The 22,960-nt window shown below is 63.5% G+C and carries 26 protein-coding genes; 18 read left to right on the top strand and 8 right to left on the bottom strand.

From position 1 onward, the window contains the following. Positions 1-10 precede the first annotated feature (10 nt). The 10 genes from ACFQ3C_RS13165 (at position 11) to ACFQ3C_RS13120 (ending at position 7,020) form a co-directional block, all read left to right on the top strand. Positions 11-556, top strand: coding sequence for an NnrU family protein (locus tag ACFQ3C_RS13165; RefSeq protein ID WP_380792612.1), 546 nt, complete (start codon positions 11-13; stop codon positions 554-556). Positions 557-560: 4 nt separating this feature from the next. Further along, positions 561-764, top strand: coding sequence for a DUF1737 domain-containing protein (locus ACFQ3C_RS13160; protein WP_380792610.1), 204 nt, complete (start codon positions 561-563; stop codon positions 762-764). Further along, a complete protein-coding gene (locus ACFQ3C_RS13155) occupies positions 765-1,823 on the top strand; it encodes a MaoC family dehydratase (RefSeq protein ID WP_380792607.1) in 1,059 nt (352 codons plus the stop codon). 325 nt (positions 1,824-2,148) lie between these two features. After that, positions 2,149-2,532, top strand: coding sequence for a succinate dehydrogenase, cytochrome b556 subunit (gene sdhC / locus ACFQ3C_RS13150; protein WP_380792604.1), 384 nt, complete (start codon positions 2,149-2,151; stop codon positions 2,530-2,532). A 12-nt stretch (positions 2,533-2,544) separates the two neighbouring features. Beyond that, the gene (gene sdhD, locus ACFQ3C_RS13145; RefSeq protein ID WP_380792602.1) at positions 2,545-2,916 is read left to right on the top strand and encodes a succinate dehydrogenase, hydrophobic membrane anchor protein; all 372 of its coding nucleotides are present in this window, start codon (positions 2,545-2,547) and stop codon (positions 2,914-2,916) included. 18 nt (positions 2,917-2,934) lie between these two features. Next, positions 2,935-4,740 (top strand): succinate dehydrogenase flavoprotein subunit, encoded by a 1,806-nt coding sequence (gene sdhA / locus ACFQ3C_RS13140; protein ID WP_380792599.1) that lies wholly within the window; start codon positions 2,935-2,937, stop codon positions 4,738-4,740. Further along, positions 4,737-5,078, top strand: a complete 342-nt coding sequence (locus tag ACFQ3C_RS13135; protein ID WP_380792596.1) for a hypothetical protein — start codon at positions 4,737-4,739, stop codon at positions 5,076-5,078. Before sdhA ends, ACFQ3C_RS13135 begins: the two co-directional genes overlap by 4 nt. 13 nt (positions 5,079-5,091) lie before the next feature. Beyond that, complete coding sequence (locus ACFQ3C_RS13130; RefSeq protein ID WP_375573128.1) at positions 5,092-5,871, top strand: succinate dehydrogenase iron-sulfur subunit; 780 nt, start codon at positions 5,092-5,094, stop codon at positions 5,869-5,871. 85 nt (positions 5,872-5,956) lie between these two features. Next, entirely contained in the window at positions 5,957-6,181 is a 225-nt protein-coding gene (locus ACFQ3C_RS13125; protein WP_380792593.1) for a hypothetical protein, read from the top strand. Then, positions 6,178-7,020 carry an urea carboxylase-associated family protein gene (locus tag ACFQ3C_RS13120; RefSeq protein ID WP_380792590.1) on the top strand — a complete coding sequence of 281 codons (843 nt, stop codon included), beginning with the start codon at positions 6,178-6,180 and terminating at the stop codon, positions 7,018-7,020. The genes ACFQ3C_RS13125 and ACFQ3C_RS13120 overlap by 4 nt, the downstream gene beginning before the upstream one ends. Before the next feature lie 3 nt (positions 7,021-7,023). On the opposite strand, the gene deoD is transcribed toward ACFQ3C_RS13120, so the two are convergent. The 3 genes from deoD to ACFQ3C_RS13105 form a co-directional block, all read right to left on the bottom strand. Further along, positions 7,024-7,737 (bottom strand): purine-nucleoside phosphorylase, encoded by a 714-nt coding sequence (gene deoD / locus ACFQ3C_RS13115; RefSeq protein ID WP_380792588.1) that lies wholly within the window; start codon positions 7,735-7,737, stop codon positions 7,024-7,026. Between the two features lie 22 nt (positions 7,738-7,759). Next, positions 7,760-8,200 carry a GNAT family N-acetyltransferase gene (locus tag ACFQ3C_RS13110; RefSeq protein WP_380792586.1) on the bottom strand — a complete coding sequence of 147 codons (441 nt, stop codon included), beginning with the start codon at positions 8,198-8,200 and terminating at the stop codon, positions 7,760-7,762. Positions 8,201-8,325: 125 nt separating this feature from the next. Beyond that, positions 8,326-10,293, bottom strand: coding sequence for a methylmalonyl-CoA mutase family protein (locus ACFQ3C_RS13105; protein ID WP_380792583.1), 1,968 nt, complete (start codon positions 10,291-10,293; stop codon positions 8,326-8,328). A gap of 171 nt (positions 10,294-10,464) precedes the next feature. Here ACFQ3C_RS13105 and ACFQ3C_RS13100 point away from each other — a divergent pair, with 171 nt between their 5' ends. The 8 genes from ACFQ3C_RS13100 (at position 10,465) to ACFQ3C_RS13065 (ending at position 17,441) form a co-directional block, all read left to right on the top strand. Further along, a complete protein-coding gene (locus tag ACFQ3C_RS13100) occupies positions 10,465-11,829 on the top strand; it encodes a 1-acyl-sn-glycerol-3-phosphate acyltransferase (protein ID WP_380792580.1) in 1,365 nt (454 codons plus the stop codon). Then, entirely contained in the window at positions 11,829-11,981 is a 153-nt protein-coding gene (locus tag ACFQ3C_RS13095) for a hypothetical protein (RefSeq protein ID WP_380792577.1), read from the top strand. Before ACFQ3C_RS13100 ends, ACFQ3C_RS13095 begins: the two co-directional genes overlap by 1 nt. A 1-nt stretch (position 11,982) precedes the next feature. Continuing rightward, positions 11,983-13,272, top strand: a complete 1,290-nt coding sequence (gene ccrA / locus ACFQ3C_RS13090) for a crotonyl-CoA carboxylase/reductase (protein ID WP_380792574.1) — start codon at positions 11,983-11,985, stop codon at positions 13,270-13,272. Between the two features lie 261 nt (positions 13,273-13,533). Next, on the top strand, positions 13,534-13,722 hold the full coding sequence (locus ACFQ3C_RS13085; RefSeq protein WP_380792571.1) for a hypothetical protein: 189 nt from the start codon (positions 13,534-13,536) through the stop codon (positions 13,720-13,722). 31 nt (positions 13,723-13,753) lie between these two features. Then, positions 13,754-14,407, top strand: a complete 654-nt coding sequence (locus ACFQ3C_RS13080) for a helix-turn-helix transcriptional regulator (protein WP_380792568.1) — start codon at positions 13,754-13,756, stop codon at positions 14,405-14,407. 98 nt (positions 14,408-14,505) lie between these two features. After that, positions 14,506-15,138: an acyl-homoserine-lactone synthase gene (locus tag ACFQ3C_RS13075; RefSeq protein WP_380792563.1), complete on the top strand. Its 633-nt coding sequence runs from the start codon at positions 14,506-14,508 to the stop codon at positions 15,136-15,138. Positions 15,139-15,183: 45 nt separating this feature from the next. Continuing rightward, positions 15,184-16,725 carry an ATP-dependent DNA helicase gene (locus ACFQ3C_RS13070; RefSeq protein ID WP_380792560.1) on the top strand — a complete coding sequence of 514 codons (1,542 nt, stop codon included), beginning with the start codon at positions 15,184-15,186 and terminating at the stop codon, positions 16,723-16,725. Then, the gene (locus ACFQ3C_RS13065; protein ID WP_380792557.1) at positions 16,722-17,441 is read left to right on the top strand and encodes an SDR family oxidoreductase; all 720 of its coding nucleotides are present in this window, start codon (positions 16,722-16,724) and stop codon (positions 17,439-17,441) included. Before ACFQ3C_RS13070 ends, ACFQ3C_RS13065 begins: the two co-directional genes overlap by 4 nt. A 71-nt stretch (positions 17,442-17,512) precedes the next feature. Here the strand turns inward: ACFQ3C_RS13065 and ACFQ3C_RS13060 are convergent, their stop codons facing one another. The 5 genes from ACFQ3C_RS13060 to ACFQ3C_RS13040 all read right to left on the bottom strand — a co-directional run bounded on the left by ACFQ3C_RS13060 (position 17,513) and on the right by ACFQ3C_RS13040 (position 22,960). Beyond that, positions 17,513-18,292 carry a TIGR02186 family protein gene (locus ACFQ3C_RS13060; RefSeq protein ID WP_380792554.1) on the bottom strand — a complete coding sequence of 260 codons (780 nt, stop codon included), beginning with the start codon at positions 18,290-18,292 and terminating at the stop codon, positions 17,513-17,515. After that, on the bottom strand, positions 18,289-19,218 hold the full coding sequence (locus ACFQ3C_RS13055; protein ID WP_380792551.1) for a sulfite exporter TauE/SafE family protein: 930 nt from the start codon (positions 19,216-19,218) through the stop codon (positions 18,289-18,291). The genes ACFQ3C_RS13060 and ACFQ3C_RS13055 overlap by 4 nt, the downstream gene beginning before the upstream one ends. Before the next feature lie 99 nt (positions 19,219-19,317). Next, complete coding sequence (locus tag ACFQ3C_RS13050; protein ID WP_380792531.1) at positions 19,318-20,283, bottom strand: ABC transporter permease; 966 nt, start codon at positions 20,281-20,283, stop codon at positions 19,318-19,320. Then, complete coding sequence (locus ACFQ3C_RS13045; protein ID WP_380792528.1) at positions 20,283-21,377, bottom strand: ABC transporter permease; 1,095 nt, start codon at positions 21,375-21,377, stop codon at positions 20,283-20,285. Before ACFQ3C_RS13045 ends, ACFQ3C_RS13050 begins: the two co-directional genes overlap by 1 nt. Next, positions 21,377-22,960: an ABC transporter ATP-binding protein gene (locus ACFQ3C_RS13040; RefSeq protein ID WP_380792525.1), complete on the bottom strand. Its 1,584-nt coding sequence runs from the start codon at positions 22,958-22,960 to the stop codon at positions 21,377-21,379. The genes ACFQ3C_RS13045 and ACFQ3C_RS13040 overlap by 1 nt, the downstream gene beginning before the upstream one ends.

Here is a 22,960-nt window from a genome sequence, read left to right as displayed (position 1 = left end):
GATATCTTTCATGTTCCTGCTGACCCTCGGTGTGATCCTCTGGGCCGCGGCCCATTTCTTCAAGCGCCTGGCCCCCGGCCTGCGTGCGCCGATGGGCGACAGGGGCAAGGCGGTGGTGGCCGCGGCCATCGTGGCCAGCCTTCTGATGATGATCTTCGGCTATCGCGGCGCTGATTTCATCCATGTCTGGGCTCCGCCCACATGGACGGTGCACCTGAACAATCTGATGATGCTGGTTGCGGTCTTCGTCTACGGGATGAGCGCCACCAAGGGCCGCTTGCGTGGCAAGATGCGCCATCCGCAACTGACGGCGGTCAAGATCTGGGCGGTGGCGCATCTGCTGGTAAACGGGGATCTGGCCTCGATCATCCTGTTCGGGGGCATGCTGGCCTGGGCGGTGGCATCTGTCATCCTGATCAACCGTTCCGAAGTCTGGGTGCGCCCTGCACCGGGCGAGGCAAAGAAAGACATCCTGCTGGTCGTGATCACGCTGGTCCTGTTCGGGGTCATGACAGCGATCCATGCGTGGCTGGGTGTCTGGCCATTCCCGGGGTGATCCCATGCAGCTTTATCGTTTCCTGACCGCCGATGACACCGATGCATTCTGTCACAAGGTGACGCGGGCCCTGAACGCCGGCTGGGTGCTGCATGGCAGCCCGACCTATGCTTTTGATGCGGCCAATGGCGTGATGCGCTGCGGACAGGCCGTGATCAAGGACGTGCCCGGCACCTATTCGCCCGATCTCAAGCTGGGAGAGCAGTAAATGAAAGCCCCGCAATTTCACGTGGTGCCGATCAAGACGACCGCAGGACGCTTCTTTGAGGATTACAGCATCGGTCAGGTGATCGACCATGCCGTGCCGCGTACTGTGTCGGGCGGGGAAAGGGCGCTTTATCATGCGCTCTATCCCGCGCGGCATGCGCTGTATTCGTCGGATGAATTCGCGCGCTCCTGCGGATTGCCGCAAAGCCCGCTGGACGATCTGGCGGCGTTTCACATCGTCTTTGGCAAGACCGTGCCCGATGTGTCGCTGAACGCCATTGCCAATCTGGGCTACGCGCAGGGCCGCTGGCTGCGTCCGGTCTATGCGGGCGATACGATCCGCTCCAGCTCCGAGGTGATCGGGCTGAAGCAGAATTCCAACGGACAGTCCGGCGTGGTCTATGTGCGTACGCGCGGCCTGAACCAGCGGGGCGAGGTGGTTCTGGACTATGTGCGCTGGGTGATGGTGCGCAAGAACAACACCGATGCACCCGCGCCCGAAACGGTCGTGCCGCAGTTGGCACCGGTGCTGACGCCCGATCAACTGGTGGTGCCCGAGGGGCTGGATTTAACCAATTACGATTTCACCCTGTCCGGCGAGCCGCATCGCTGGAGCGATTACGAGATCGGCGAGACGATCGACCATGTGGACGGCGTGACGATCGAAGAAGCCGAGCACATGATTGCCACGCGGCTGTGGCAGAACACGGCCAAGGTGCATTTCGATGCCACCAACCGCGCCGACGGGCGGCGGTTGATCTATGGCGGTCATGTGATCAGCATGGCGCGCGCGCTGTCGTTCAACGGTCTGGCCAATGCGCAGATGATCGTGGGGCTGAACGCGGGCGCGCATGCCAACCCCTGTTTCAGCGGTGACACGATCCGCGCCTGGTCCGAGGTTCTGGACAAGGCCGAGACATCGGCGCCCGGCGTCGGCGCGATCCGCCTGCGCCTGGTGGCGACGAATGCAGCGGGGGCATTCCGGCTGAAAAGCGACGATGGCAAGTACCAGCCGCATGTGCTGCTGGATCTGGACTATTGGGCGCTGATGCCGATGTGATCACAAAAATGGCCGGGGCTTTCACCGCGGCCGGGCGGGTTTTGGTGCCGGAGTCCTGCACAAAAGGCATCTGGGCGGTCGCCACGTGATGGCATGATTCCCATTTGGGGGCTGTCGGGCGGCGGGTTTGTGATCACAGTGAAACCTGTTGTGATCACGAATGCTCTGGTTGCGTCACTTCGCGCGTATTTTTATGCATATCGGGGCTGTGCTGACGTGACAGAGCCGCTAAAAAGAGTATCAAGGCCGCAAAAGGCATCGGAAAGTATACCGTCGTGTGCAGAAATCGCGGCGGGCCTTTCGCAACCCAGGAAGGAAGGGACACATGGCTGACGTGAACCGGGGCAATCGCCCGCTTTCGCCGCACCTGTCAATCTATCGCCCGCAACTGACCTCGATCACCTCGATCCTGACGCGGATCACCGGCAATGCGCTGCTGCTGGCGGCGCTGCTGATCGTGTGGTGGTTCCTGGCGGCGGCGACCTCGCCCGCATATTTCGCCCTGGCCGATGCGGTCATCACCAGCTGGTTCGGGGATCTTGTGATGTTCCTGTCGCTCTGGGCGCTGTGGTATCACACGCTGGCGGGCGTCCGGCACCTGATCTGGGACAACGCGAAGATGCTGGATATCGAAAGCGCCTACAAGCTGGGCTATGCGGTGATCGGCGGGTCGGTTCTGCTGACCCTGCTGACCGTGGCCGTGATCTGAGAGGGCTGAGAGATGCGTTACCTGACAGACCGCAAGCGCGCGATGGGAATGGGATCGGCCAAGACGGGCACTGCCCATTTCTGGTCGATGAAAGTGTCCTCGGTGGCGCTGCTGATCCTGATCCCGCTGTTCGTCTTTACCTTCGGGCCGATGCTGGGCGCACCGCATGAAGAGGTGCTGGCCTATTTCGCCCATCCTTTCCCGGCCATCGTGGCGGCGCTGACGCTGATCGTGGGTTTCAAGCACTTCAACGAGGGTGCCCAAACCATGATCGAGGACTATGTCCACGGGACGACACAGAAAATCGTGATCATCGCGGTGACCTGCCTGAGCTATGGCGCGGCCGCCACCGGGTTGTTCGCCATCGCGAAGATCGCGCTTTAACTTTCGGAGAGTGTTGCAATGGCAGCTTATCAATACGAGACCCATGATTATGATGTCGTGGTGGTCGGGGCCGGTGGCGCCGGTCTGCGCGCGACGCTGGGCATGGCCGAACAGGGCCTTCGCACCGCTTGCGTGACCAAGGTCTTTCCGACCCGCAGCCATACGGTGGCCGCACAGGGCGGTATCGCGGCGTCCCTGTCGAACATGGGGCCGGATCACTGGCAGTGGCACATGTATGACACCGTGAAGGGGTCCGACTGGCTGGGTGATACCGATGCCATGGAATACCTGGCGCGCGAGGCGCCCAAGGCGGTCTATGAGCTGGAACATTACGGCGTGCCGTTCTCGCGCACCGAGGAAGGCAAGATCTATCAGCGCCCCTTCGGCGGGCATACGACCGAATTCGGTGAAGGCCCGCCGGTGCAGCGCACCTGTGCCGCCGCCGACCGGACCGGCCACGCGATCCTGCACACGCTCTATGGCCAGAGCCTGAAGCAGAAGGCCGAGTTCTATATCGAATATTTCGCCATCGACCTGATCATGTCCGAAGATGGCGTGTGTCAGGGTGTCGTCTGCTGGAAGCTGGACGATGGCACGATGCATGTGTTCAACGCCAAGATGGTGGTGCTGGCCACGGGCGGCTATGGCCGCGCCTATTTCAGCGCCACATCAGCCCATACCTGCACCGGCGACGGCAACGGGATGGTGGCGCGTCAGGGTCTGCCGCTGCAGGATATGGAATTCGTGCAATTCCACCCGACCGGCATCTATGGCGCGGGCTGCCTGATCACCGAGGGCGCGCGCGGCGAGGGCGGGTATCTGACCAACTCGGAAGGCGAGCGTTTCATGGAACGCTATGCGCCGACCTACAAGGATCTGGCCAGCCGCGATGTGGTCAGCCGCTGCATGACGATGGAGATCCGCGAGGGTCGCGGCGTGGGCCCGGATGGTGACCATATCCACCTGCACCTGAACCACCTGCCGCCCGAGGCGCTGCATCTGCGCCTGCCCGGCATCTCGGAAAGCGCGCGTATCTTCGCAGGCGTGGACGTGACCAAAGAGCCGATCCCGGTCCTGCCGACCGTGCATTACAACATGGGTGGTATTCCCACCAACTACTGGGGTGAGGTGCTGAACCCCACCGCGGATGATCCCGACCGGATCGTGCCCGGCCTGATGGCCGTGGGCGAGGCGGGCTGTGCCTCGGTGCATGGGGCGAACCGCCTTGGTTCGAACTCTCTGATCGACCTTGTGGTCTTTGGCCGCGCCGCCGCGATCAAGGCAGGGCAGGTCGTGACGGCCGGTGCGCCGAATCCCAAGCCGAACGCGGCCTCGATCGACTTTGCCTTCAACCGCTTCGACGGGTTGCGGCATGCGAATGGCACCGTGGGCACGGCCGAGCTGCGTCTTGAGATGCAAAAGACCATGCAGGCCGATGCGGCCGTGTTCCGCACCGACAAGACGCTGGCCGAAGGTGTCGCCAAGATGACCGCCGTCGCGGGCAAGATGGATGACGTCAAGGTCACCGATCGCAGCCTGATCTGGAACAGCGACCTGATGGAGACGCTGGAGTTGACCAACCTGATGCCGAACGCGCTGGCCACCATCGTGGGGGCCGAGGCGCGCAAGGAATCGCGCGGCGCCCATGCCCATGAGGATTATCCCGATCGGGACGATGCCAACTGGCGCAAGCATACGATCGCGCGGGTCGATGGCACCAAGGTCGACCTCAGCTATCGCCGGGTCGTGACAGAGCCCTTGACCAAGGAAGCCGAAGGCGGGATCGACATGAAGAAGATCGCCCCCAAGGCACGGGTCTATTGATCCTTGCCCATGGCATAGGCGCCCTGCGGGGGCTGGGTCTGGCGGCGCTTTGTGCCGCCACGCTGGCCGCCTGTACGCCTGCCGATCAGGACCGGCTGACCCGCGACGCCGCCCGCGCCGCGATCACGCCGGTGCTGGTGCAACGCTTCCCCGGCGTGCCGCTGGAACCCGCGCTCGAGTGCATCATCCAGAATGCAACCGCGCGCGAATTGCTGGCGTTGGCCGCGGACAGCCTGACCGGACCCACGGCGAATACCGTGGAGCTTGTGAATTCGATCGTGTCCCGGCCGGACACGCTGACCTGCCTGCTGGCCAATGGCCTGCCAGCCCTTCTGTGACGGGAGAGACATCATGGTGCAACTGACACTGCCGAAGAACAGCCGGATGCGGACCGGCAAGACTTGGCCCAAGCCCGAAGGCGCCAAGAATCTGCGGACCTTCAAGATCTACCGCTGGAACCCCGATGACGGGGAAAACCCGCGGCTTGATACCTATCATGTCGATCTGGATACCTGCGGGCCGATGATCCTGGATGCGCTGATCAAGATCAAATCCGAGATCGACCCCACGCTGACCTTCCGCCGGTCTTGCCGCGAGGGGATCTGCGGGTCCTGCGCGATGAACATCGACGGGATCAACACGCTGGCCTGCCTGCATGGCATGGATGACGTGAAGGGTGATGTGAAAATCTATCCGCTGCCGCATATGCCCGTGATCAAGGACCTGATCCCGGACCTCACGCATTTCTATGCCCAGCATGCCAGCATCATGCCCTGGCTCGAGACCAAGACCAACCGTCCCGCCAAGGAATGGCGCCAGTCGGTCGAGGATCGCGAAAAGCTGGACGGGCTTTATGAATGCGTGATGTGCGCCTGCTGCTCGACCTCGTGCCCCAGCTACTGGTGGAATGGTGATCGGTATCTGGGACCGGCCGCCTTGCTGCATGCCTATCGCTGGATCATCGACAGCCGCGACGAGGCGACGGGCGAGCGTCTGGACGAGTTGGAAGATCCGTTCAAACTGTATCGTTGCCACACGATCATGAACTGCGCCAAGACCTGCCCCAAGGGTCTGAACCCCGCGAAGGCGATTGCCGAGATCAAGAAGATGATGGTCGAGCGGACCGTGTGACGCGACCGTCGCTTGAGTATTTGAAGAACGATGAAGGGGGTGGGCGCGATGGCCTGCCCCTTTTGCATGTGAAAGGGCTTGTCGCGTGCTGATCCCCATCGGGTTGATCATCGCCTTCGTGCTGATCGCGATCTTCGCGCGGCGCGGGATGCGGTCCTGTCGCTGGCGGATGGACCGGACCCGGGATCGCGATGGATTGCAGTTCTTCCGCTGTGCGGCATGCGGCGCCGAGGCGCTTGTTCCGGCGGGCAAAACACCGCAGGATTGCCGCGATCCGCGCAAGACCGGGAAAGGGCGAGACGCACCATGACTGAACCAGCCGATGCCACCGCGCGCCGCGCCGTCAAACCCGTGATCTGCTATCCGGTCGATACCCTGCCGCAGCCTGACATGGCGCTTTATGCAGGTTTTCGGGCGCAGGCGGTCAAGACCGGCGAGGTCGTGGTGGCGCCGCGCGCGGCGGGGACATTCCGGGTGCCTGCGGGCGGGTTTTTCCGCATCTCGTCGATTGAAGGGCCGCAGGTGGGCGATCTGAACCTGTGGCATGCGGAAGACCTGTCGGAGCGGTTCTATTCGGGCAAGACACGGGCGCTGCACGGCACGCATGTGACGACGGGACAGCGGCTGTGGTCGTCCTTTCCCACGCTGCGCCCCATGGCTACCATCGTGGCGGATACGCTGGGATGGTATGGCAAGGACGATTTCGGCGGATCGGTCCATGACGTGATCGGCACGCGCTGCGATCCCTATACGCATAACCTGCTGTCAGGCGGGCAGTATCACCATTGCTGCCACTCCAACCTGACCCGCGCGCTGGCCGATGCCACCGGCCTGCCGTTGCAGGAGGCGGAGCGGCATGTGCATGACGTGCTGAACGTCTTCATGTGCACCGGGTTCACCCGCGACACGGGGCAGTATTTCATGAAAGCGAGCCCGGTGCGGCCCGGCGACTATCTGGAGTTCCTTGCGGAAATCCCGCTGCTGGGGGCGCTGTCGGCCTGTCCGGGGGGCGATTGTTCGGCGCAACATTCCTCGGATCAGGCGGCGTGCCATCCGTTATTGGTCGAGGTGTTCGAAACGCCCGCGGATGTGCTTGGCGATTGGGTCAGCCCCAGGGTCAACGCCTATGACCGCAGCCATGGGCGTTGAGTGTCACGCGGTCCCTGGAAAGGCTGCGTGAAGGGCAATCTCGACCATGTCGCCAAAGCTGCCTTGCCGTTGATCGGCCGGCAGAGCCGCACCGGTCAGCAGGTGATCGGACACGGTCAGAACCGCCAGTGCACGGGCGCCATGGCGCAGGGCGAGGTTGTAGAGTTCGGCGGCTTCCATCTCGACCCCGAGGATGCCGTGGCGGGTCATGACCTCGTTCAGGTCGGGGCGTTCGTCATAAAAGACATCTGATGAATAGATGCCGCCCACATGGGTGGTCACACCGCGCGCTTCGGCCGCAGCGACCGCGGCGCGCAGGAGCGACCAATCGGCGTGGGGGGCGAAGTTCAGCTCGCGGAAGATGCCTGACGAGGGGGTGGACAGGGTTGTGGCCGTCATGGCGATGATGATGTCGCGGAGGCCCACATGGGATTGCATCGCCCCGCAGGAGCCGATGCGGATCAGGGTCTTTGCGCCGTAGTCGCGGATCAGTTCATTGGCATAGATCGACAGCGACGGCATGCCCATGCCCGAGCCGTGGATCGTCACCCGGTTGCCGCGCCAGAGGCCGGTGTAGCCCAGCATCCCGCGCACCTCGTTGACCAGACGCGACTCGGTCAGGAAGGTCTCGGCGGCCCATTTCGCGCGCAGGGGATCGCCGGGCATAAGGACGGTTTCGGCGATATCGCCAGGCTTTGCACCGATATGGATGGTCATTGTCGGGGTCCTTTGCGCGAGGTCAGCGGCTGTACTTGATGAATGGGGTCACATGCGCGATGCGGTCGTACAGCAGCCGCGCGGTCGTGTTGAAGTCCTGCGTCATCCAGTAGACGGCGGGGGTGCCGCGACGGTCGGCCTCGGCATAGACGGCTTCGATCAGGGCGCGACCGATGCCCTGGCCGCGCACGTCCGGGTCGGCATAGAGGTCCTGCAGATAGCAGACATCTTCCACGCGCCAGTTGTGGGCGTGCCAGATCGCGTGGACCAGTCCCACGGCGCGGCCATCCAGATCGGCGATGAAGCAGCAGCGTTCGGGATGGGCGGGGTCAAGCTGGCGGGCGAAAGTGGTGGCGAAGATGTCTTCGGGCAGGGTGGTTTCGTAGAAGGTCAGATAGGCGGTCCAGAGGCGACGCCATTCGGGTTCGTCCGTGGCGGCGAGGGGGCGGATGGTCAGCGGCATGGCGGATGTCCTGTCGTGGCGTTGCCGCCATGATGGGGAGTGCCGCTGTGGAGTGCAAGCAGGCTCTGGCAGGCAAGGCGGGGGCGGTTGCCCCCCCCCGTTCCGTCAGCCTCTGCGGGCCTGTATCATTCGGCGGCGACAGCCTTGGGATCGGCCAGGGTCACGATATCCATCATGATCGTGTTCAGCTCGAAATCCTTGGGCGTATAGACGCGGGCCACACCCATTTCGGCCAAGCGTTTCGCGTCATCCTCGGGGATGATGCCGCCCACGACCACGGGGATATGCGTGAGGCCCGCAGCGCGCAGACGCTCCATCAGATCGGCCATCAGCGGCATGTGAGAGCCTGACAGGATTGACAGGCCGATGACATGGGCCTGGCCTTCGCTGGCGGATTTGACGATTTCCTCGGGCGTGAGGCGGATGCCTTCATAGTCGATGTCCATCCCGCAGTCGCGGGCGCGGAAGGCGATCTGTTCAGCCCCGTTGGAATGGCCGTCCAGCCCCGGCTTGCCCACAAGGAACCGCAGACGGCGGCCCAGCCTGTCGGAGACGGTGTTGACGGCATCGCGGATCTCGTCCAGCCCTTCGGTCTTGTTGCTGACAGACCGCGACACGCCCGTGGGGCCGCGATATTCGCCAAACACGGCCCGCATCTGTGCGGCCCATTCGCCGGTGGTGACGCCAGCCCTGGCAGCCCGGATCGAGGGTTCCATGATGTTGCGGCCTTCCTTTGCCGCGGCGCGCAGGTCTGCCAGCGCCTCGGCCACGGCAGTTGCGTCGCGGGTGCTGCGCCAGGCGTTCAGGCGGCCGATCTGTTCGGCCTCGACCGCCGGATCGACGGTCATGATGCCGCCGTCGCCCGTCATCAGCGGCGAGGCTTCGCCCTGCTGCCACTTGTTCACACCGACCACGATCGTCTCGTTCCGTTCGATCCGGTTCAGGCGTTCCGCGTTGCTGTCGACAAGGCGTGACTTCATGTAGTCGATCGCGCTGATCGCGCCGCCCATGCTGTCGAGGTTGGCCAGCTCCGCCCGCGCGCCGTCCTTCAGCGCCTCGACCTTGCGGTCGACGGCGGGGTTGCCATCGAACAGGTCGTCATATTCCAGAAGATCCGTTTCATAGGCCATGATCTGTTGCATCCGCAGCGACCATTGCTGATCCCAGGGGCGGGGCAGGCCAAGCGCCTCGTTCCAGGCGGGCAGCTGCACGGCGCGGGCGCGGGCCTTTTTCGACAGGGTCACGGCCAGCATTTCGATCAGGATGCGATAGACGTTGTTTTCGGGCTGCTGTTCGGTCAGGCCAAGGCTGTTGACCTGCACGCCATAGCGGAAGCGGCGGAATTTCGGATCGGTCACGCCGTAGCGGGTCTCGCAGATTTCATCCCACAGATCGACGAAGGCGCGCATCTTGCACATCTCGGTGACAAAGCGGATGCCCGCGTTCACGAAGAAAGAGATGCGGCCCACCAGCTGCGGGAAATCCGCCTCGGGCACCTTGTTCTTCAGATCGTCCAGCACGGCAGTGGCGGTGGCCAAGGCAAAGGCCAGTTCCTGTTCCGGTGTCGCGCCCGCCTCTTGCAGGTGATAGGAACACACGTTCATCGGGTTCCATTTCGGCACATTGGTATAGCAATAGGCCGCGACATCGGTGATCAGGTGCAGCGATGGTTTCGGCGGCAGGATATAGGTGCCCCGGCTGAGGTATTCCTTGATGATGTCGTTCTGCACGGTGCCTTGCAGCTTGGCGATATCCGCGCCCTGTTCTTCGGCCACGGCGATATAAAGCGCCAGCAACCACGGCGCGGTGGCGTTGATCGTCATCGAGGTGTTCATCTGCTCCAGCGGGATCGCATCGAACAGCGTGCGCATGTCGCCCAGGTGGCAGACGGGGACGCCTACCTTGCCGACCTCGCCCTTGGCCAGAATGTGATCGCTGTCATAGCCGGTCTGCGTGGGCAGGTCGAAGGCCACCGAGAGGCCCGTTTGCCCCTTGGCGAGGTTGGAACGATAAAGCGCGTTCGAGGCTTTTGCCGTGGAATGGCCTGCATATGTACGAAACAGCCAGGGCTTGTCTTTTTGCATCTCGGTCATGGGGCCTCGCGGGTCATCGTGTGAATCAGTGTCGGCAATTTTATTGCGTTCCCGTGTTGATACTTGGAATTTTATGGCGCTGTCAATTCGCTGCATTGCGGCATGGGCTGGCGCCACGTCAGGCATCGCATTTGATTTACCTCTGACGGGATTCACGCCATTGTCGCCGGTATGGGTGCAACGGTTGAAATGCCTGTCTGGCTACTGGTCCTGATCCTGCTTTTCGCGGGCGTGACCTTTGCATCGCATTTTCTGTTCCCCTCTGTGCGCTGGTTTTTCCGCAAACGCGCCGAGCGTGTGATCGCCGAGTTGAACAAACGGCTGGAGCGGCCGATCCAGCCGTTCAAGCTGGCGCGGCGCTATGACATGATCCAGCGGCTGATCTATGACCCCGAGGTGCTGCGCGCGGTGGCAGCCCATGCGGCGGCCGAGGGCGTGCCGGAAAACGTGGCGTTCGAGCAGGCCCGGCGCTATGCGCGCGAGATCGTGCCATCCTTCAGTGCGAGCGCCTATTTCGGGGTGGCCACGCGGCTTGCGCGGATGATCAGCACATCGCTTTACCGTGTCAGGCTGGGCCATTATGCGGGCGATGCGCTGGCACAGGTGGATCGGGATGCGACGGTGGTGTTCGTGATCAACCACCGCAGCAACATGGATTATGTGCTGGTGACCTATCTGGCCGCCGAACGATCCGCCCTGTCCTATGCGGTGGGGGAATGGGGCCGCGTCTGGCCGCTGAGCGCGCTGATCCGGGCGATGGGGGCCTATTTCATCCGGCGCAAGCGGTTCGGACCTCTCTACAAGGCGGTTCTGTCGCGTTACGTCCAGCTTGCCACCGAGGCAGGCGTAACCCAGGCCGTGTTCCCCGAAGGCGGGTTGAGCCTGACCGGGGCAATTGCGCCACCCAAGCGTGGTATCCTCAAGTATATCGTCGAAGGGCATGACCCGGACGCGCGGGATGTGGTCTTCGTGCCGGTGGCGGTCAATTACGATCGGGTGCTGGAAGACCGGGTGCTTCTGGCTGCCCGTGCGGCCGGTGAGCGGCGGTTCACCGCGCGGTTGGGGACGGTTCTGGGCTTTGTCGGAAAGATGCTGCGGTTGCGCCTGAAGGGGCAGTTCCACCGCTTCGGCTATGCCTCGGTCAGCTTTGGCGAACCGCTGTCCCTAAAGACGTTCGGATCCGATGTGCCGGCGCTGGCGGATGAGTTGATGGCGCGCATCGCCGCCGAGGTGCCTGTGCTGCCTGTGCCGCTGGTGGCGACCGCGCTGTTGCAAGCCGAAGAGCCGTTGAACCGCGCCGAGCTGGACCGCGCGGTTCGGAGGCTGGTGGATGACCTGCCCGAGGCGCATCTGCACATGCCGCGCCAGGATGTGGGATATATGGTCGAGGTAGGTCTGCGTATGCTGACGCAGCGCCACCTGGTGGACGAGGCGGGCGGCTTCATCCTGCTGGAGCCGCAAGAGCGCGGCCTGCTGGAATTCTACGCAGCCTCCATCGCGCATCTCTTTCGCGGTCGCAGCACAGGATCGCGATAATGCTGCGGCTGCGGGGTCATAAAATTACAAAATGGGCGCAATTGATGTTGCATTATTGCGCGGCCAACTTTATCCCGAAGATCAGCGCCGCGATTCTGCATTGCGGCATGACCTTGAAACGACCATTAAGCAGTGACCAGCACGGAGGTTGAGATGGCTTTGGATACGCACACCGGGATCGCCCCCTACGAGGCACCTGAAAAGGACCTCTACGAGATCGGCGAAATGCCCCCGGTCGGCTATGTGCCCAAAAAGATGTATGCCTGGGCGATCCGTCGCGACCGGCACGGCGAGCCCGAAAAAAGCTTCCAGGTCGAGGTTGTCGACACATGGGAGATCGACAGCAACGAGGTTCTGGTTCTCGTGATGGCGGCGGGCGTCAACTACAACGGTGTCTGGGCCGGTCTGGGTACGCCGATCAGCCCCTTCGACGGTCACAAGCAGCCCTATCACATCGCGGGTTCTGACGCGTCCGGCATCGTGTGGAAAGTCGGGTCCGCCGTGAAGACCTGGAAAGTCGGGGACGAGGTCGTGGTGCATTGCAACCAGGACGACGGCAATGACGAGGAGTGCAACGGCGGCGACCCGATGATGTCGCCGACCCAGCGGATCTGGGGCTACGAGACACCGGACGGGGCCTTTTCACAGTTCACCCGCGTGCAGGCACAGCAGTTGATGCCGCGCCCCAAGCACCTGACATGGGAAGAAAGCGCATGCTACACGCTGACGCTGGCCACCGCCTACCGGATGCTGTTCGGCCATGCCCCGCATGAGTTGAAGCCCGGCCAGAACGTGCTGGTCTGGGGGGCGTCGGGCGGTCTGGGCTCCTACGCGATCCAGTTGGCGAATACGGCTGGCGCCAATGCGATCGGTGTGATCTCGGAAGAGGACAAGCGCGACTTCGTCATGGCGATGGGCGCAAAGGGCGTCATCAACCGCAAGGACTTCAATTGCTGGGGCCAGATGCCAACGGTCAACACCCCCGAATACAATGAGTGGCTGAAAGAGGCGCGCAAGTTCGGCAAGGCGATCTGGGACATCACCGGCAAGGGTGTGAACGTCGACATGGTGTTCGAACATCCGGGCGAGGCGACATTCCCGGTTTCGACCCTGATCTGCAAGAAAGGCGGCATGGTCGTGATCTGTGCCGGCACCACCGGGTTCAACTGTACCTTCGATGTGCGCTACATGTGGATGCATCAGAAGCGCCTGCAGGGCAGCCACTTCGCGCATCTGAAACAGGCAAGTGCCGCCAACAAGCTGATGATCGAGCGGCGGCTTGACCCCTGCATGTCCGAGGTTTTCCCCTGGGCCGAGATCCCGCAGGCGCATACCAAGATGCTGCGTAACCAGCACAAGCCGGGCAACATGGCGGTTCTGGTGCAAGCGCCACGCACCGGCCTGCGCACGGTCGAGGATGTGCTGGAGGCCGGGCGCAACTGAACCTGACAGTCTGTCAGCCGAATTGACATTGAAACCCGCGAATCGGTTAACCGTTCGCGGGTTTCTTCTTTACCCCTGACAAATCTGTTTTATTTCAACTGTTTGGAATTTACGGTCCCGCCATTTATGGGGGGATTGAATTCGTGGGTTTGGGGCGTGAAGGGCCTGTGCCTATACTGAAACATCGTGAACTGACCATATTTCCCACGCGAGCCCTGGTCGCGTTAATCATTCCTTAACCAGTTTTGGGGCAATGTCATCATGCAGAATGAATGGCTTCTGGACGTCATCTCGGACCTCAAAACCTTTGCGGTGGCAAATGGCATGGCGCTGCTGGCGCGGCAACTTGATCAGGCCCGCGACGTCGCACTGATCGAGATGGCATCCAATCGCTTGGAGGCGCCAAAGGCGTTGCGGATGGATGAGAACCGGACTGGAGCGGATACTTGAAACGGTAGAACGCGCGACAGCGCTAGGGGACATGCAGGTTGCGATCGAAGCGCTGCGGGATTCCTTTGGCGTGCGCCATATGGTGTATCACTGGGTCAGCGCGGCGGGCGAACAATATGGCTGCGGCACCTATGGCGCCGACTGGGTTGCCCGCTATAAGGCGCGCGACTATCTGCGGATCGACCCCGTGGTGCAGGGGTGCTTGCAGAATTTCCAACCTGTTGACTGGAAGCAGCTGGACTGGTCCGGCAAGGCGCAGCGCGCCTTTCAGGCTGATGCCATAGCGCATGGCGTAGGGCATCAGGGGTTTTCCATCCCGATCCGTGGCCCCAACGGTCAGTTTGCCCTGTTCACCCTCAGCCATGATGTCGATGATGTGACATGGGCCGCTTTCGAGCAGCGCCACAGCCGCGACCTGATCCTGATTGCACATTACTTCAACAGCAAGGCGCTGGAGTTTCAGCCGGGACGCACCCCGGCGCCCGGGCAGGCGCTCTCGCCGCGCGAGGTCGATGCCATGACGCTTCTGGCCATGGGCTACAGCCGGGCGCAGGTGGCCAATTCGCTGTCGATCTCGGAACATACCTTGCGGGCCTATATCGAAAGCGCCCGTCTGAAACTGGGGGCGGCGAACACCACTCATGCCGTGGCCCGCGCCATCAGCCGCGGCCTGATCGTATGTTGAACCGCAGGCCCGCGCTGCCTGGCTGCGCGCGCTGCTGGCAGTAGTTGTTAATCATTTCTCCCTAGGTCTTGCTGCTGTCACAGCGGAAAGGGTCAGGGATGCTGCGTTACATGACAACCGAAGGGCTGGCGCGGTGTCCGGGGTTGCGCGATGCGATGTTCCGCGACCGGGCGGCCCAATTCTCGGACCGGCTTGGCTGGGCGGTCGCGGTGGATGCCGCAGGCCTTGAACGCGATCAATATGACGCGCTGGACCCGCTCTATGTCATCTGGGAACAGGGGTGTGGCCGGCATGGCGGGTCCATGCGCTTTCTGCCCACGACGGGGCGGTGCATGGTCAACGACCATTTTGCCCATCTCAATGGCGGTGTGCAGGTCAGCAGCCCGGTGATCTGGGAATGCACGCGCTTTTGCCTTGCGCCGGGTGCGGGCCCCCATGTGGCCGCCGCCTTGATGCTGGCGGGGGGTGAATTGCTGGAGCGGCAAGGGCTTGATCACCTGCTGGGCGTTTTCGATGCCAATATGGAGCGGATCTATCGCCGGATCGGGGCAAGCCCCGAGGTTCTGGGCAGCGCCGGCGCGGGGCGGGACCGGACCAGCCTGGGTTTGTGGTCATTGACGGGCGGCGCGCGGGCGCGGGTGGCGCGGCGTGCGGGCATTTCGCCTGCCCTGTCGCAGCTGTGGTACCGGCGCGCTTTCGGGGCGGGATCCTTCTGTCTGCAACCGGCGTGACCGTCGCCTCTGGCCCTTGCGGATGCTGCGCTGTAGGGTCGCGCCATGACCCTGCCAGCCGTGACATTTTCCGAAGATCAGGCCGAAGCCTGGGACCGTATCGCGGGCGCGCTGCGCGGCGTTGGCGTGGATCTGGACGACGGGATCCTGACGCCCCCGGTGGAAGGGGCATCACGCGTCATGGCCGTGCTGGGCAAGGCGGGATCGGGCAAGACGCTGTTGCTGGCCCAGTTGACCCGCGCGCTGGAAGCTGCCGGCGTCGATCTTGTGTCAGGCGATTACGAGGGCAAGCGCCGCAAGGACCGGCGCACGCTGGCGATCCTCGCGCCGACGAACAAGGCCGCATCGGTGCTGCGCAACCGTGGCGTGCCTGCGACCACGATCCACCGCATTCTTTATACGCCCGTCTATGACCCGGAATATGAACGCGTGGCCGAATGGCTGGCCGGAACAGGGGACCGCCCCGAGATCGAAGGGCTGACCGATGTGGCGCTGGACCGGGCCCATGCCTTTTACCAGATCCACAAGTCGATCCCCGGCGCGCTGGCCGCGGCGGGATTGCGCGGGTCGGATTTCATCACCGGCTGGAAACGGCGCGAAGAACCGCTGGATATCGGGTTTGTCGATGAATCCTCGATGCTGGACGAGCGTCAGTTCACCGATCTCAAGGATATCTTTCCCACGCTGGTCCTGTTTGGCGATCCGGCACAGCTGGCGCCGATCAACCAACAGGGGGGCATGGTCTTCGACGGTCTGCCCGCACCCGCGAAGCTGACCTTGAACCGCATTCACCGGCAAGAGGCGGACAGCCCGATCCTGGATCTTGCCCATGCGCTGGCCGATCCCGACCTGACCTTCGAAGGGTTCGAACGGATGGTCGAACAGGCCGCCGCGCGTGATGACCGCGTGGTCTGGGCCCAGCGGGTCGAGGTCGACCTGATGGCGCGCAGCCCGGTTCTGGTCTGGCGCAATGCCACGCGCATCCGTCTGATCCACGCGTTCCGCGCCGTGCACGGCGCGCCCGAGGATCAGTTGCTGGAGGGCGAGCCGCTGATCTGCGACGGGCTGGAACTGCCGCTCAAACACCGCAAGAAACGGCTGGACCTGGAAGCGCGCGGCCTGATCAAGGGCGCGCAGGTCATCTATCTGGGGCCGGGCAAGAAACCGGGTTTCTCGCGCCTGCATGTGATCGGGGCCGAAGATCCGCAGGTCAACGCCGCCTCGATCGTCAAGATCGAGAAGCCGGACGAGGAAGAGCCGTTCATCCCCTACGCCGCCACGATGGGGGCGACCTTTCTGCACGGCGCGGCCGTCACGATTCACAAGGCGCAGGGCAGCCAGTGGGAAAACGTGCAGGTCTTCGCCCCCGATCTTTACGCCGCGGCCCGGATGGGTCGCTCCGAGGCAGGTCAGCCCCTGTGGAAAAGGCTTGCCTATGTTGCCATCACCCGTGCGCAGGACCGGCTTTACTGGATCGTGCGCAACCGGCTGTCCAAGCCCTCGGGCCCGCTGCGGGTTGACGATCTGAAATCCCAGACCGCCCCGATCCTCAGCCTTTCCATGCAGGAAGAGGAACCACAGATATGAAAACGATCATCATCACCGGTGCCAGTGCCGGGATCGGCGCCGCCTGTGCCCGCGCGTTTCTGGACGCGGGCTGGCAGGTCGGGCTGATGGCGCGGCGGGCAGATGCGCTGGAAAAGGTGGCGGCCGGGCATGATAACGCGGTGATCCTGCCCTGCGATGTCACCGATCCGCATGCGGTCGATACGGCCTTCGACAGCTTTGTGGCGCAGGCAGGTCGCCTTGACGTGCTGTTCAACAACGCGGGCAGTTTCGGCCGCGCGGCGATGATCGACGACTTGGGGTGGGATGAATGGCGCCAGGTGGTGGATGTGAACCTGCATGGCATGTTCCTATGCGCGCGGGCGGCCTTCCGCACCATGCGGGCGCAGACCCCGCAGGGCGGGCGCATCATCAACAACGGCTCGATTTCGGCCCATGCGCCGCGTCCGGGATCGGTGGCCTATACGACGACCAAACATGCGATCACCGGGTTGACCAAGACACTCAGCCTCGATGGGCGCGCCTTTGATATCGCCTGCGGGCAGATCGATATCGGCAATGCGCGCACGGACCTGCTGGAAGGGATCATCGCCGCCAATCCCGGCGACGCCCCGCCGACGATGGATGTGGCCGATGTGGCGCGCGCGGTGCTGCAGATGGCCGCCCTGGGCCCCGAAGCGAATGTGCAGTTCATGACCATCATGGCGACCAAGATGCCCTTTGTCGGGCGCGGCTGACAGGTCAGCCTGTTTCTTCTTGCTTCAAATATCCATGATCCTGCCGGCGCTGCTGTGCGCCGGCGCCGCGATCAGCCCTGGCGCAGCACCACGCGGAAAAAGGCCGAGGCCCCCCAACCGGCGGCAATGGCCAGAACCAGCGCCATCAGCCCGTAAAGCAGCGGTTCGCGATGCGCCATCGTGTAGAGATAGCGCTCCAGCCCGACCTTGCGCACATCGATGCTGGTCTCGTATTTCGCAATGACCTCGCCGCCGCGCGCCAGAAAGATCCGGGTGCGATACGCCCCTTCGGTCAGGTTGGCGGGCAGGCGGATCGAGCTGCGGAACAGTGTCTGTTCCTGCAACTCCACGGTATCGTCCAGCTGATTGTACAGTCCGGTTTCTGTGCGGATGCGGATCAGCGCCTCGGTAAAGCGTTGCGCGTCCCCCACGGCTTCGGGCGCGCCCACGGACCGGATCGCCAGCGGGATCGAGACCCTGTGGCGCAGGTCCTCGGTCTGTGACAGCACATCGGTCAGCCTGCCGGTCGCGGCCACGGCGTAAAAAGAGGGGGCGGAATCGATCTGGACCGCCTCGGTATTGACCCAGATGCCCAGCCTGCGATCCTTGCGCCGTACGGTCAGCGGGGCCGAAGGGCCGGCCACGGTCACGATCACGTCCAGCGCTTCGTCAGGGATGGCGGTTTCGCGCTTGATTGCCCCGAAGATCAGGATGTCCGAGCCTGCAAAATTCGTGGTGATCGACACGCTGCTATGGCTCAGGCCCATCACCACCTCTTCGGTGGCGCCTGCGCGGGGCAGGGTCAGGCTTAGCGTTATCGCGATCAACAGGGTTGCGGCATGCCGGATCATGGTCTGCCCCCCGCTTCACCGATGGAATAAAGCTCGGATGGCATCAGCAGCAGGTCCAGCGCCAGCTTGCCGCAGACGGCCAGCACCAGGATCGCCAGCAGGATCCGCAATTGCTCGGCCTTCAGCTTGACGCCGATGCGCGCGCCGATCTGCGCGCCGATCACGCCCCCCAGCAGCAGCAAAACGCCAAGGATCACATCAACCGTCTGGTTGGTGATCGCGTGCAGCAGCATGGTGAAGGCGGTCACGAAAATGATCTGGAACAGCGATGTGCCGATGACGACCTTGGTCGGCATGCCCAGCAGGTAGATCATGGCCGGCACCATGATGAAACCGCCACCCACACCCATGATAGCTGTCAGAATCCCGACCCCGATCCCGATGATCACCGGCGGAATGATCGAGATATACAGCCCCGATGTGCGAAACCGGACCTTGACCGGCAGCACATGGACCCAGTTGCGATGTCGACGTTTCACCGGCTTGATCGGACCGCCCGCGCGCCGTGCGCGCCGGATCGCCGTCAGGCTTTCGATGAACATCAGGCTGCCGATCGTGCCCAGAAATACCACATAGAACAGGGTCACCATCAGGTCGACCTGCCCCAGCGCCTTGAGGTAATTGAAGGCCAGAACGCCCAGGCCCGCGCCAACCATGCCGCCGCCCAGAAGGACACCGCCCATCTTGATGTCCACGGTCTTGCGCCGCAGATGGGCCAGAAAGGCCGACACGGAAGAGGCCACGATCTGCGTGGTCCCTGTCGCGACCGCCACGGCGGGGGGGATGCCGATGAAGAACAGAAGCGGCGTCATCAGAAAGCCGCCGCCCACGCCGAACATGCCCGACAGCAGGCCCACGATCCCGCCCAGCCCCAGCAGCAGGTAGGCGTTGACCGAGACCTCGGCTATGGGAAGGTACATCTGCATGACTATCCCTAGCGCGCGGTGGCTTCAAAAGGCAAGCGGCGGTACGGTGGTTTTGTGGTCAGGCCTGATCCTCTGGGCCCAACTGGACCTATCGGGGGCTCATCTTTCCTTCACATAGGGTTCGCCACCGGCGCGCGGCGGGACCGCCTTGCCGATGAAGCCGGCCAGGATCACCACGGTCAGGATATAGGGCAGCGCATCCATCGCCTGCACGGGCAGTGTGATGAAGCCCAGGTCAAGGTTTTGGTAACGCAGGGCGACAGCCTGCAGAAAGCCGAACAGAAGTGTCGCGTAAAGCGCCTGCCATGGTCGCCATTTGGCAAAGATCAGCGCCGCCAGCGCGATATATCCGCGTCCGGCGGTCATGTCCTGCACGAACCCCGCCTGTAGCGCGGTCGCAAGGTAGGCCCCCGCGATCCCGCAAAGCAACCCGCAGATCAGCACGGCGGCATAGCGCAGCCTTATGACTGAAATTCCGGCCGTATCGACGGCCTCGGGGTTTTCGCCCACCGCGCGCAGGCGCAGGCCGAACCGCGTGCGGTAGAGGATCCACCACGTCAGCGGCACACAGGCAAAGGCGACGTAGACCAGGATCGAATGGCCCGAGATCAGCTCGTAATAGATCGGGCCCAGCACCGGCACCTCGCGCAGCGTCTCGGCCCCCGGCAGGGTGATCCCGCCAAAGCGCCCGCCGCTCAGCAATGCGGGGGTGCGCCCGCCCTGCTGAAACCAGCTTTGTGCGATCAGCACGGTCAGGCCCGCGGCCAGGAAGTTGATGGCCACGCCCGAAATCAGCTGATTGCCCCGAAAGGTGATCGAGGCCAGCCCATGCAATCCCGACAGTGCCAGCGAGGCCAGGATGCCCGCGCCCAGACCCATCCAGACCGACCCGGTCACTGCGGCGATGGCCGCGCTGAAGAAGGCTGCGGCCAGCATCTTGCCCTCCAGCCCGATGTCGAAGATGCCCGCGCGTTCACTGAACAGCCCCGCAAGACAGGCCAGCAGCAGCGGCGTTGCCAGGCGCACCGTGGAATCCAGCACTTGCAGGATGGTCATCAGGTCCATCATGCGCCCCTCCGCCGCAGGGCCATGAACAGCCGTTCCAGCGGCATGCGGACCATGTTGTCCAGCGCCCCGGTGAACAGGATCACCAGCGCCTGGATCACGATGATCAATTCGCGCGGGATATTCGTCCAGAGCGCCAGTTCCGCCCCGCCCTGGTATAGAAATCCGAACAGGATCGCCGCCAGGAAGACGCCGAACGGGTGGCTGCGACCCATCAGGGCCACGGCGATGCCGATGAAGCCCGCGCCTTCGGTTGCGTTCAGGACCAGACGCTCTGCCTCGCCCATGACGTTGTTGATGGCCATCATGCCCGCCAACCCGCCCGAGATCAGCATGGTGATCACGGTGATCTTCGTGGGGCTGATGCCCGCATAGCGCGCGGCGGGTTCGGAATGGCCGAAGGCGCGGATTTCATATCCCAGACGGGTGCGCCAGATCAGGACCCAGACCAGGATGCAGGCGAGGATGCCCACCAGGAAAGATACATTCGCCGGGGCTGCCTTGGAAAAGCTGATGCCCAGCGGTGCCAGAATCTCATGCAGGCTTGGCAGGTGGACCGCTTCGGGGAAGCGCGCGGTTGATGGATCCATCGCGCCGCGCGGTTTCAGCGGGCCGACCAGCAACCAGTTCAGAAAGGCGGCGGCGATGAAATTGAACATGATCGTGGTGATCACGATATGGCTGCCGCGCCTGGCTTGCAGGATCGCTGGCAGAAAGGCCCAGGCCGCGCCGAAGAGGGCCGCGCCCACAGAGGCCGCGATCAGTGCCAGCGACCAGTGTGGCCATGGCAGGTAGAGACAGACAAGGGCCACCCCCAGGCCACCCAGCATCGCCTGCCCCTCGCCGCCGATGTTGAACAGACGCGCGTGAAAGGCCACGGCCACGGCCAGCCCGGTGAACAGGAAATTCGTGGCGTAATAGAGGGTATAGCCCCAGCCATAGGTCGACCCCAGCGCGCCCTTGACCATCAGGTTCAGCGCGTTGATCGGATCCTCGCCGATGGCAAGGATGACCAGGCCCGAAATCACCGCCGCCAGCACGAGCGAGATCACCGGGATCAGCACCACATCGGCCCATTTCGGCATCCGCTCCATCAGGCGGCCTTTCCACTGCTGACGCCTGCCATCATCAGGCCCAGCTCTTGCGCGCTGGCCTGATCGGCCGGAACCTCGCCCATGATGCGGCCGTCGAAGATCACGGCGATGCGGTCTGACAGGGCCATGATCTCGTCCAGCTCGACGCTGACAAGCAAGATCGCCTTGCCCGCATCACGCAGGGCGATGATCTGTTGGTGAATGAATTCGATCGCGCCGATATCGACGCCGCGTGTCGGCTGGCCGATCAGCAGCAGATCGGGACCGCGCTCGATCTCGCGGGCCAGAACCACCTTCTGCTGATTGCCGCCGGAAAAGGCCTTGGCGGGCAGGCGCGGGTTGGGGGGGCGCACGTCGAACCGCTGCATCTGCTGTTCGGCATGATCCAGAATCGCCGCGTTATGCATCAGGGGGCCGCGCCCGATCGCCGGGTCGCGGTGATAGCCGAAGACGCTGTTCTCCCAGGCGGCGTAATCCATGATCAGCCCCTTGCGCTGCCGATCCTCCGGCACATGGGCGATACCGGCCGCGCGGCGGCTCTGACCATCGGCATGGGGGCCGGATAGCGGGATCGGCTGACCATTCAGCAGGACCTGGCCCGTGGCGGCCATCATGCCACCCAGAACCTCCAGCAATTCCGATTGCCCGTTGCCGGCCACGCCCGCCAGCCCCAGAACCTCGCCCGCGCGGATGCTGAAGGATACGCCGCGCAGCCGTTCGATGCCGGCGGCGTCCACCACGCGCAGGTTCTCGACCTCCACCACGGGTTTGCCGGGGGTTGCAGGGGTTTTTTCGACGCGCAGCAGGACCTTGCGACCCACCATCAGTTCGGCCAGCTGTTCGGGGCTGGTTTCGGCGGTCTTGACGGTCGCCGTCATCTCGCCGCGCCGCATCACGCTGACGGTATCGGTGATCTCCATGATCTCGCGCAGCTTGTGGGTGATCAGGATGATGGTTTTGCCTTCGTCGCGCAGGTTGCGCAGGATGCGGAACAGGTGATCCGCCTCGGCCGGGGTCAGCACGCCGGTGGGCTCGTCCAGGATCAGGATATCGGCCTGCCGGTACAGCGCCTTGAGGATCTCGACCCGCTGCTGCTGGCCGACGCCGATATCCTCGATGACCGCATCGGGATCGACGTTCAGCTCATATTCCGCAGCCAGCGACTTGAGGGCCGCGCGCGCCTTGGCCAGGCTGGGGCGCAACAGCCCGCCATCCTCGGCGCCCAGGATGATGTTTTCCAGGACGGTGAAATTCTCGACCAGTTTGAAATGCTGGAAGACCATGCCGATACCCGCCGTGATGGCGGCCTGGCTGTCGGGGATCAGGGTGGGGTTGCCCCCGATCACGATCTCGCCCGCGTCGGCCTTGTAGAAGCCGTAGAGGATCGACATCAGCGTGGATTTTCCCGCGCCGTTTTCGCCGATGATACCGTGGATCGTGCCGGGCATCACGCGCATGCTGATGTCCTTGTTGGCCTGCACGGGGCCGAACGCCTTGGAGATGCCCCGCAATTCGATGGCGGGCACCTGCGGACCGGGCGCGGCAGTTGCCTGCCGCGCCCCGTTTGCGTTCTGTCCTGTCAT

Source organism: Seohaeicola saemankumensis, assembly GCF_042678485.1.
Classification (GTDB): domain Bacteria; phylum Pseudomonadota; class Alphaproteobacteria; order Rhodobacterales; family Rhodobacteraceae; genus Seohaeicola; species Seohaeicola saemankumensis.
The sequence above is the reverse complement of the archived record's forward strand: the minus strand, read 5'-3'. Positions and strand labels throughout refer to the sequence as shown.

What these genes read in the sequence shown, in the direction of transcription:
- ACFQ3C_RS13165 (WP_380792612.1), top strand. Translation starts at nt 11, where the DNA reads ATGTTCCTGCTGACCCTCGGTGTGATCCTCTGGGCCGCGGCCCATTTC.
- ACFQ3C_RS13160 (WP_380792610.1), top strand. Translation starts at nt 561, where the DNA reads ATGCAGCTTTATCGTTTCCTGACCGCCGATGACACCGATGCATTCTGT.
- ACFQ3C_RS13155 (WP_380792607.1), top strand. Translation starts at nt 765, where the DNA reads ATGAAAGCCCCGCAATTTCACGTGGTGCCGATCAAGACGACCGCAGGA.
- sdhC (WP_380792604.1), top strand. Translation starts at nt 2,149, where the DNA reads ATGGCTGACGTGAACCGGGGCAATCGCCCGCTTTCGCCGCACCTGTCA.
- sdhD (WP_380792602.1), top strand. Translation starts at nt 2,545, where the DNA reads ATGCGTTACCTGACAGACCGCAAGCGCGCGATGGGAATGGGATCGGCC.
- sdhA (WP_380792599.1), top strand. Translation starts at nt 2,935, where the DNA reads ATGGCAGCTTATCAATACGAGACCCATGATTATGATGTCGTGGTGGTC.
- ACFQ3C_RS13130 (WP_375573128.1), top strand. Translation starts at nt 5,092, where the DNA reads ATGGTGCAACTGACACTGCCGAAGAACAGCCGGATGCGGACCGGCAAG.
- ACFQ3C_RS13120 (WP_380792590.1), top strand. Translation starts at nt 6,178, where the DNA reads ATGACTGAACCAGCCGATGCCACCGCGCGCCGCGCCGTCAAACCCGTG.
- deoD (WP_380792588.1), bottom strand. Translation starts at nt 7,737, where the DNA reads ATGACCATCCATATCGGTGCAAAGCCTGGCGATATCGCCGAAACCGTC.
- ACFQ3C_RS13110 (WP_380792586.1), bottom strand. Translation starts at nt 8,200, where the DNA reads ATGCCGCTGACCATCCGCCCCCTCGCCGCCACGGACGAACCCGAATGG.
- ACFQ3C_RS13105 (WP_380792583.1), bottom strand. Translation starts at nt 10,293, where the DNA reads ATGACCGAGATGCAAAAAGACAAGCCCTGGCTGTTTCGTACATATGCA.
- ACFQ3C_RS13100 (WP_380792580.1), top strand. Translation starts at nt 10,465, where the DNA reads ATGGGTGCAACGGTTGAAATGCCTGTCTGGCTACTGGTCCTGATCCTG.
- ACFQ3C_RS13095 (WP_380792577.1), top strand. Translation starts at nt 11,829, where the DNA reads ATGCTGCGGCTGCGGGGTCATAAAATTACAAAATGGGCGCAATTGATG.
- ccrA (WP_380792574.1), top strand. Translation starts at nt 11,983, where the DNA reads ATGGCTTTGGATACGCACACCGGGATCGCCCCCTACGAGGCACCTGAA.
- ACFQ3C_RS13085 (WP_380792571.1), top strand. Translation starts at nt 13,534, where the DNA reads ATGCAGAATGAATGGCTTCTGGACGTCATCTCGGACCTCAAAACCTTT.
- ACFQ3C_RS13080 (WP_380792568.1), top strand. Translation starts at nt 13,754, where the DNA reads ATGCAGGTTGCGATCGAAGCGCTGCGGGATTCCTTTGGCGTGCGCCAT.
- ACFQ3C_RS13075 (WP_380792563.1), top strand. Translation starts at nt 14,506, where the DNA reads ATGCTGCGTTACATGACAACCGAAGGGCTGGCGCGGTGTCCGGGGTTG.
- ACFQ3C_RS13070 (WP_380792560.1), top strand. Translation starts at nt 15,184, where the DNA reads ATGACCCTGCCAGCCGTGACATTTTCCGAAGATCAGGCCGAAGCCTGG.
- ACFQ3C_RS13065 (WP_380792557.1), top strand. Translation starts at nt 16,722, where the DNA reads ATGAAAACGATCATCATCACCGGTGCCAGTGCCGGGATCGGCGCCGCC.
- ACFQ3C_RS13060 (WP_380792554.1), bottom strand. Translation starts at nt 18,292, where the DNA reads ATGATCCGGCATGCCGCAACCCTGTTGATCGCGATAACGCTAAGCCTG.
- ACFQ3C_RS13055 (WP_380792551.1), bottom strand. Translation starts at nt 19,218, where the DNA reads ATGCAGATGTACCTTCCCATAGCCGAGGTCTCGGTCAACGCCTACCTG.
- ACFQ3C_RS13050 (WP_380792531.1), bottom strand. Translation starts at nt 20,283, where the DNA reads ATGGACCTGATGACCATCCTGCAAGTGCTGGATTCCACGGTGCGCCTG.
- ACFQ3C_RS13045 (WP_380792528.1), bottom strand. Translation starts at nt 21,377, where the DNA reads ATGGAGCGGATGCCGAAATGGGCCGATGTGGTGCTGATCCCGGTGATC.
- ACFQ3C_RS13040 (WP_380792525.1), bottom strand. Translation starts at nt 22,960, where the DNA reads ATGACAGGACAGAACGCAAACGGGGCGCGGCAGGCAACTGCCGCGCCC.